The 8,085-nt window shown below is 34.5% G+C and carries 8 protein-coding genes and 2 rRNA genes; 2 read left to right on the top strand and 8 right to left on the bottom strand.

What is annotated here, in order from left to right; translation table 11 throughout:
• Positions 1-19: 19 nt before the first annotated feature.
• The 6 genes from BUE95_RS08725 to BUE95_RS08750 all read right to left on the bottom strand — a co-directional run bounded on the left by BUE95_RS08725 (position 20) and on the right by BUE95_RS08750 (position 5,713).
• Positions 20-802 (bottom strand): energy transducer TonB, encoded by a 783-nt coding sequence (locus BUE95_RS08725; RefSeq protein ID WP_073583474.1) that lies wholly within the window; start codon positions 800-802, stop codon positions 20-22.
• 6 nt (positions 803-808) lie between these two features.
• A complete protein-coding gene (locus tag BUE95_RS08730; RefSeq protein WP_073583476.1) occupies positions 809-1,204 on the bottom strand; it encodes an ExbD/TolR family protein in 396 nt (131 codons plus the stop codon).
• On the bottom strand, positions 1,204-1,908 hold the full coding sequence (locus BUE95_RS08735; protein WP_073583478.1) for a MotA/TolQ/ExbB proton channel family protein: 705 nt from the start codon (positions 1,906-1,908) through the stop codon (positions 1,204-1,206). Before BUE95_RS08735 ends, BUE95_RS08730 begins: the two co-directional genes overlap by 1 nt.
• 48 nt (positions 1,909-1,956) lie before the next feature.
• Positions 1,957-3,324, bottom strand: coding sequence for a sodium:proton antiporter NhaD (nhaD, locus tag BUE95_RS08740; protein WP_073583480.1), 1,368 nt, complete (start codon positions 3,322-3,324; stop codon positions 1,957-1,959).
• A gap of 12 nt (positions 3,325-3,336) precedes the next feature.
• Positions 3,337-4,563 (bottom strand): Glu/Leu/Phe/Val dehydrogenase dimerization domain-containing protein, encoded by a 1,227-nt coding sequence (locus tag BUE95_RS08745; protein ID WP_073583482.1) that lies wholly within the window; start codon positions 4,561-4,563, stop codon positions 3,337-3,339.
• Positions 4,564-4,651: 88 nt separating this feature from the next.
• Complete coding sequence (locus BUE95_RS08750; RefSeq protein ID WP_073583484.1) at positions 4,652-5,713, bottom strand: anhydro-N-acetylmuramic acid kinase; 1,062 nt, start codon at positions 5,711-5,713, stop codon at positions 4,652-4,654.
• A gap of 96 nt (positions 5,714-5,809) precedes the next feature.
• Here BUE95_RS08750 and BUE95_RS08755 point away from each other — a divergent pair, with 96 nt between their 5' ends.
• Together BUE95_RS08755 and BUE95_RS08760 are read left to right on the top strand one after the other, a co-directional pair.
• On the top strand, positions 5,810-6,949 hold the full coding sequence (locus BUE95_RS08755; protein WP_073583486.1) for an acyl-CoA dehydrogenase: 1,140 nt from the start codon (positions 5,810-5,812) through the stop codon (positions 6,947-6,949).
• 73 nt (positions 6,950-7,022) lie between these two features.
• Positions 7,023-7,658, top strand: coding sequence for an endonuclease III domain-containing protein (locus BUE95_RS08760; RefSeq protein ID WP_073583488.1), 636 nt, complete (start codon positions 7,023-7,025; stop codon positions 7,656-7,658).
• 92 nt (positions 7,659-7,750) lie between these two features.
• Here BUE95_RS08760 and rrf read toward each other — a convergent pair.
• Together rrf and BUE95_RS08770 are read right to left on the bottom strand one after the other, a co-directional pair.
• Positions 7,751-7,860: ribosomal RNA gene (gene rrf / locus BUE95_RS08765) — 5S ribosomal RNA — on the bottom strand.
• A gap of 132 nt (positions 7,861-7,992) precedes the next feature.
• Positions 7,993-8,085, bottom strand: a 23S ribosomal RNA gene (locus BUE95_RS08770); the annotation flags it as partial.

Genomic DNA, 8,085 nt, shown 5'->3' on the forward strand with positions numbered 1-8,085 from the left:
ATGGGATAACAAAGAATTATTATTCTCCTACTTGGAAATTCACTACCACAAAACCAATTTGCGTTTCTGGCGCATTGGTATCTGGTTGCCATCTAAAAGTTCTTGCCGTTTCTAATGCGGGATTAACCAAACAAGGATTCGTATTAGTAGTTCCTTGGGTTCTTTCTGCACGAATAACATTCCCTTGACGGTTTACCCAAATTTTAACCACTACTTTACCAGACTCATTACAATCTTGAATACGCTTACTATTTCCTGCTAACTTTCTTCCCGCTAATCCCCAACCAGTTCCTTTACCAGTACCAGTACCATCACCAGTACCATTTCCATAAAAACTATTGGCATACAAACTACCGTTAAGATTCCCTTTATCGCCACCTTCTTCATCATCTCCATGACCTGATTGAGAAGCACCATCTCGCTTAGGGCCTTTAATAATACTATTTAAAGCACTATTGGTTGGCTCTGTAGGTTTGGACTCAGCAGGCTTAGTTACAGGTTTTGTCTTTTCTTTTTTTGGAAGTGTAATCGGCGCCTCATCATCTTGTGTCAACACATTATCTTCATCAACCGGAACAGGCTTTGATTGCGCTTTCTCTGGAGCAGATTGAACAGGCTCAGCAGGTTGCATTTCACCGCTACCTGTTTCGCTAGTCCCAAAGTTAATAGCGATTCCATTTTCAGGTGGTGGATCCATATATTTTAGACCCATGTAGAAAAAAAACAACAAGAACATAATCACAAAAATGATACTTGTGATAGCAAATGATTTTTTCTCCTCGGGTGATTCTAAAAATTTCATTATGGTTTATTTTGGGCTGACAGCAACAACCATTTTGATTTGATTACGATAGGCTATATCCATAACCTGAACAACCTTCTCATGTGGTACCGACTTTTCAGCACGTAAAACGATGGCCTTATTTTCAGAATTAGCAAACAAAGCCAATAGTTGATTTTCCAAATCGGCTTCGTTTACCTTTTCTGTATCAATAAAAAAGTTTAAATCTTTATCTATACTTACAGATGTACTTTTATTACTATCCGTTTTCCCTTTGGCTTTAGGCAAAACCAAATCCAACGCATTAGTAGTTACCATTGTGGAAGTAAGCATAAAAAATATAAGTAACAAAAACACAATGTCTGTCATTGACGACATGTTGAATTCTGTTGAAACTTTATTTCTTGTTTTTCCTAGTTTCATTATACTGGCTCATTTAATAAGTCTAAGAAATCAACAGCATTTGCCTCCATTTGATTTACGACTTTATTAGTTCTAACCACTAAATGGTTATATCCCACATAAGCAATAATTCCAACAACCAATCCAACAACTGTTGTAGTCATTGCTGTGTAAATTCCTTCAGCTAAAGCCCCAACTTCTATTTGACCACCTCCACTAGCCATTTCATGAAAGGCAAGAATCATACCAAGAACAGTTCCAAGAAAACCAATCATAGGACCTGCTCCAGAAATAGTTGCCAACATACTGGTATTTTTCTCTAACTTATATAACTCTAAATTGCCTGCATTCTCAATTGCGGTATTAATATCTTCTAAAGGTTTTCCAATTCGTGAGATTCCCTTCTCGATTAATCGTGCTACAGGGGAATTGGTTTGAGCACATAACATTTTAGCTGCGTCAATTTTTCCCGACATAATATTCATTTTTATATTATTCATAAAATTAGCATCAATCTTGGAAGCATTGTTTATTGCCATTAATCTTTCAAAATAAAGAAACAAAGCTGCAAACAAAAGCGCAAATAAAACTATCATTATAATTTGCCCTCCTATTCCACCACTAGTTAACAAACTCCACACGGAGAGTGTTTTTTCTGATGACTGCACTTCAGAAGCAATTTGACTAGAAATAGCAAGACTATCGGCTTGAAGAAATAAACTCATATTGTATACCTATTTTATAATAAAAACGAAAATAAAATTTAATTATTGTTAATGAGCATTAAGCAAAAAATCTCTCAAAAGAATAAAAACAGCACTTCCAGCTAAAAACCCAAGCAAAGCAAGACCTCCAATCTTTTTAAGATACCAGAAAAAATCAATTTTTTCCATACCCATTGCCACTACACCAGCTGCAGAACCTATTACTAAAATACTTCCACCAGTACCGGCTGCATATGCAATGAAGTGCCACTCAGGAGCATCTAATCCCATTGAAAACATTCCAATACTCGCAGCAACTAAAGGTACATTGTCTATAATTGCTGAACCAGCACCCAATAATAACACTACTAAATCTGATAATACAGTTGTGCCGTGTTCTGTTCCTAACATTGGAACTCCCTTTTCTAAAATTCCAGCAAACTCATATAACATTCCTAATGATTCTAAAGCAGCCACTGCCATCAAAATTCCTAAGAAAAATAAAATACTTGGCATTTCAATTTTTGAAAGTGATTTATGAACTGGACTATGTTGTGGTTCATTAATACCATGACCTGAAGTAGCACCTGCTATAGAAAATTCATAATTACTAAGATACTCTGCCACAGCAGAAATAATCGCCAAAGAAAGCATCATCCCAACATAAGGAGGTAAATGAGTGAATGTTTTAAAAATAGGAACAAATAAAATTCCACCCAATCCTAAATAAAACATAGTAGAACCATATTTTGACTTAGGAGAAGTGTCTTCACTCAAATCACTATCGATATGTCCTTTAAAAATCTTTAATCTAGATGCAATTAACGAAGGTATTGCGTAACATGCAATGGATGGTAATAAAACATGAGCAACTAATTGAGTAGGGGTTACTTTATTAGCAATCCAAAGCATCGTTGTTGTAACATCTCCAATCGGAGACCAAGCCCCCCCAGCATTTGCAGCAATAACAATAAGACCTGCAAACCAAAGTCTTATTTCTCTTTCCTTAATAATTTTTTGTAAAATTGTTATTAGTACAATTGTAGCTGTCAAGTTGTCGATAATTGCCGACAAAACAAAAGCTAAAGTAGAAAACAACCACAAAAGCTTTATCTTACTTTTTGTTTTAATAAACGTTTTAATTGTCGAAAAACCATCAAAATAATCAATAATCTCAACAATAGTCATAGCCCCCATTAAGAAAAACAAAATCTCAGCTGTTTTACCCAAATGGTGTAATAAAACACTTTCAACGTGATGACTTTCTTTACCCACCCCAGGAATAATTTCAAAAACCTCCAAGTGGTTTACAGCAATTAAAGCCCATAAAATAGCCATCATTCCTAATGCGGGGATCAATTTATCAACCTTAACACTGTGTTCAAAAGCAATCCCTAAATATCCTAAAATAAAGACCGCAATAATTACTATTTCCATTTTTTAAATTAATTATACTAGTTGTTTTAGAGCAATTTCAAAAGCGGTAGCACTAATATTCTTCTTTTCAGAATTTAAAGTATGTGCTTTTTGAATTGCATTTTTTATTGTGTTTGAAGTATCTGAGAAAATTGCCTCGTCTGTCATTTGCACTTTTTTCTCCATGAAATAAGCAAAAACTCTTGCCATTCCACAGTTTGCAATGAAGTCAGGAATTAAACTCACTTTTTTATCCGTCTCTTCCATAATTGGACCAAAGAAAATTTCTTTATCAGCAAAAGGGACATTAGCACCACTTGAAATCACTTCTAATCCAGAAGCCACCATCTTATCTACTTGTTCCTTAGTAACCAATCTTGAAGCTGCACATGGAGCGAAAACTTGGGCTCCAATTGACCAAATTTTCTCATTGATTTCTGCAAAAGGAATCATCTTATCCGCAACTAATTTATTTCCGTCTTTTTTAAGGAATAAATCTTTAATTTCTTCAAAAGAAAATCCGTTTTCGTTGATAACACCTCCATCTCTGTCGATGATTCCAACTACTTTCGCACCCATTTGAGCTAAATAAAAGGCGGCTGCAGAACCTACGTTTCCAAAACCTTGAACGATAGCTTTTTTACCCACAATGCTTCCTCCATAAATGTCATAATAATGACGAGCCGCTTCGGCAACACCATAACCTGTAATCATGTCGGCAACTGTATATTTTCTATTTACATCAGGTGAAAAATTCGGGTTTTCAATTACTTTAACAACCCCTTGTCGTAATTGTCCAATTCTATTGATTTTATCCGCTTCAGTTGGTTTGAAATGACCATTAAAAACACCTTCTTGTGGATGCCAAACACCACAATCTTCCGTCATTGGTATAACTTCGTGAATTTCATCTACATTTAAATCGCCACCAGTCCCGTAATAATTTTTTAATAAGGGAGAAACAGCTTTATACCATCTTTCCAAAACCCCTTTTTTTCTAGGATCGTTTGGGTCAAAATTAATTCCCGATTTAGCACCACCAATTGCTGGTCCTGAAACGGAAAACTTAACTTCCATTGTTTTAGCTAATGAAAGTACTTCATTCATATCTAATCCCTTACGCATACGAGTTCCACCACCAGCAGCACCACCTCTTAATGAGTTAATTACCGTCCATCCTTCTGCTTCTGTTTCGGGATCTTTCCAATTAAATACTATTTCTGGTTCTTTTTCTTCAAATTTCTTTAATAAATCTTTCATTGTGTTGGTTAAATTTTCTGTTTTACAAATATACATAATCTGTTGAAGCACTAAAGCCTAAACACCTTTTTTTAGTTTTTTATAACATTTAATAAAATACGACACCCGAAGAATGATTTTTACTAGCACCTGTCACTGAAGACAATACATTAATTTCATTTCTTAATTTTAAAACCCCCAAAAATGCAAAAATCAAAGCTTCTTTAAATTGAATGGTTGTATCCTCTGGAATTACCACTTTTGTTGTAGGCAAATAATTACACAATCTATCAATTAGAAATTGATTATAAACACCTCCACCCGTTATAAATAATTTCGCATACGGCTTCGAACAAATTTTTGCAATTTGAATAGCAATATGCTCCACAAAAGTGCAAAGTTTATCTATAGTATCAATTGAAAAAGTGTTCATTAAAGGAAAAATTTCAGTATTAACGAATTCCATTCCAAGTGATTTTGGATACGGTGCTTTGTAAAAATCCAAATCATTCAATTTTTGCAATAAATCTCTTTTAACGTTTCCTAATTTTGCTAAATTTCCAGCAGTATCATACGGCAAACCCAATTCATTCGCATAGAAATTCAAAACGGTATTCACCGGAGAAATATCAAATGCAATTCGATTTCCATTTTCATTAAATGATACATTCGAAAAGCCGCCTAAATTCAAACAATAATCATATTCAGAAAAAAGCAATTCATCCCCAATAGGAACTAATGGTGCGCCTTGCCCTCCTAATTGGACATCTTGGACTCTAAAATCACAAACTATGGTCTGATTTACCAAAACGCGTATTAATGGAAGATTTCCTATTTGAAGTGTAAATCCATTTTGAGGCTGGTGCAGAATAGTATGACCATGACTACAAACGGCATCAATTTCAGTCAAATTATTCTTAGAAATAAAATCAGAAATTATCGTAGCTAGAAGTTGGGTATAAGCAACGTTCAATTCTTCTAACGCTGTCTTATTAAAATGAATAGCATTTTTCAATTTATTTAACCATTTTTCAGAGTATGAAATCGTTTCAGATTGAAAAATTTCAAACGTCCAATGGCCTGAATAATTGAATTTTATGTAAGCTAAATCAACTCCATCTAACGATGTGCCTGACATAACTCCGATAACGTTATAGTTTTCTTTAAACATGGGTTAAAATTACAAATTGTTATTGAAAATTTGCTAATTAATCTTTACATTTGGTTCCTGAAATTACAAAATAATCAAACATTACATCTAAATAATATGGATTTTAAATTAACCGAAGAGCATTTAATGATTCAGCAAGCAGCGCGAGATTTTGCTCAAACAGAATTATTACCTGGAGTTATTGAAAGAGATGAACATTCAAAATTTCCAACCGAACAAGTAAAAATGATGGCCGAACTTGGTTTCATGGGTATGATGGTGGATCCAAAATACGGTGGAGCTGGATTAGATAGTTTATCTTATGTTTTAGCGATGGAAGAAATTGCAAAAGTGGATGCTTCTGCAGCGGTTATCATGTCGGTAAACAACTCGTTGGTTTGTGCTGGTTTAGAAAAATACGGTTCAGAAGAACAAAAAATAAAATACTTAACTCCGTTAGCTAAAGGAGAAAAAATTGGAGCATTCTGTTTATCCGAGCCAGAGGCAGGTTCAGATGCTACGTCGCAAAGAACTACTGCTATCGATATGGGTGACCATTATTTAGTAAATGGAACTAAAAACTGGATTACGAATGGTGGAACAGCTTCTACTTATTTAGTAATAGCTCAAACGGATGCCTCTAAAGGACACAAAGGAATTAACGTTCTTATTGTTGAAAAAGGAATGCCAGGTTTTGAAGTGGGGCCAAAAGAAAAGAAAATGGGAATCCGTGGATCAGACACACATACTTTATTGTTTAACGATGTAAAAGTTCCAAAAGAAAATAGAATCGGTGCTGACGGATTTGGATTCGCTTTCGCCATGTCAACTTTAAACGGAGGACGTATTGGAATTGCATCTCAAGCGTTAGGAATTGCACAAGGAGCATACGAATTAGCATTAAAATATTCGCAAGAACGAGTTGCTTTTGGGAAACCAATTTTCAACCACCAAGCAATTGCTTTCAAATTAGCTGATATGCATGTAAAAATTACATGTGCTAGATTGTTAATTCACAAAGCCGCAACTGAAAAAGATAATGGAGAAGATATTGCTCATTCTGGTGCTATGGCAAAATTATATGCTTCAGAAATCGCATTAGAAGTAGCAAACGAAGCCGTACAAATTCACGGTGGAAATGGTTACGTAAGCGAATACCACGTAGAAAGAATGATGCGTGATGCAAAAATCACTCAAATTTACGAAGGAACTTCAGAAATCCAAAGAATTGTAATTTCAAGAGGTTTAGTAAAATAGTTAAAATAAATAATTCACAAAAGGAGTTCAATAATCAAGTTGAACTCCTTTTTTTATTACTTTTAAAATAAAAATGTTATTTGAAAATTGGAAAGAAAATCTAGAGCCATTAATTGATAAATATAAAGGAAGAAAACATCCTTTAGATTATAAAAAAACCTATCAATTACTGATAATGGTGATTTTGTCCGCTCAAGATTCAGATGCCAATATTAACAATATCACTATTCCTTTTTTTGAAAAATATCCTAATCTGGAAAGCATATCGAATTCAAGCATTGAAGAGATAGCCCCTTACCTTACAAAGGTTAAAAATTATCCAACAAAAACAACTTGGATATATGAATTAGCCAAACTTTTAAAAACTGACAATAATATCCCAACAAACTTAAAAGAATTAATTAATTTCAAAGGTATTGGAAGAAAATCTGCAAATGTAATATTGAGAGAAACCAATCAAAAAGCAGAAGGCATAATAGTTGACTTACATGTTATTAGAGTTGCACCAAGAATTGGTTTAACACCAAAATATGAAGACGGAAATAAAATCGAAAAACTATTAATGCAACAACTCCCATATGAAATTTGGAGCGAAATTGGAATGGCTTTCTCTTTTTTAGGCAGAGAAATTTGCCGACCAACCAATCCAAAATGTGATTATTGTCCGATAAATATACATTGCAACTATTTCAAGAATTCAAACCAATAAAAACCACCCTTTAGCGGTGGTTTTTCAGTCCCAGAGGTATGGGATTATTAGTAACAAAAAACCCCTCATCGATAGATGAAGGGTTTTCAAAAGAAAGGCGGCGACATACTCTCCCACATAAATGCAGTACCATCTGCGCAGTCGGGCTTAACTTCTCTGTTCGGAATGGGAAGAGGTGAGCCCCGACGCAATAACCACCTTAAGAGGTTAAATTGCTTTGAGCAATTTTTCAATCGTTAATTACCTTACGATAATTATCCATTGAACAATATCTTAACATACTGAGATAAATAAATTTAAAAGAAAGTTGCCCTGCGCCCGAAGGCGCAGAATTGTACATAAGCTAACGGGTTATTAGTACTACTCGACTATGACATTACTGCCTTTACATCTATAGCCTATCGACCTAGTCATCTTCTAGGACCCT

It is taken from the genome of Flavobacterium cucumis (genome assembly GCF_900148835.1).
GTDB lineage: Bacteria > Bacteroidota > Bacteroidia > Flavobacteriales > Flavobacteriaceae > Flavobacterium > Flavobacterium cucumis.

Coding starts and splice junctions, on each gene's coding strand:
- BUE95_RS08725 (WP_073583474.1), bottom strand. CDS start 802: ATGAAATTTTTAGAATCACCCGAGGAGAAAAAATCATTTGCTATCACA.
- BUE95_RS08730 (WP_073583476.1), bottom strand. CDS start 1,204: ATGAAACTAGGAAAAACAAGAAATAAAGTTTCAACAGAATTCAACATG.
- BUE95_RS08735 (WP_073583478.1), bottom strand. CDS start 1,908: ATGAGTTTATTTCTTCAAGCCGATAGTCTTGCTATTTCTAGTCAAATT.
- nhaD (WP_073583480.1), bottom strand. CDS start 3,324: ATGGAAATAGTAATTATTGCGGTCTTTATTTTAGGATATTTAGGGATT.
- BUE95_RS08745 (WP_073583482.1), bottom strand. CDS start 4,563: ATGAAAGATTTATTAAAGAAATTTGAAGAAAAAGAACCAGAAATAGTA.
- BUE95_RS08750 (WP_073583484.1), bottom strand. CDS start 5,713: ATGTTTAAAGAAAACTATAACGTTATCGGAGTTATGTCAGGCACATCG.
- BUE95_RS08755 (WP_073583486.1), top strand. CDS start 5,810: ATGGATTTTAAATTAACCGAAGAGCATTTAATGATTCAGCAAGCAGCG.
- BUE95_RS08760 (WP_073583488.1), top strand. CDS start 7,023: ATGTTATTTGAAAATTGGAAAGAAAATCTAGAGCCATTAATTGATAAA.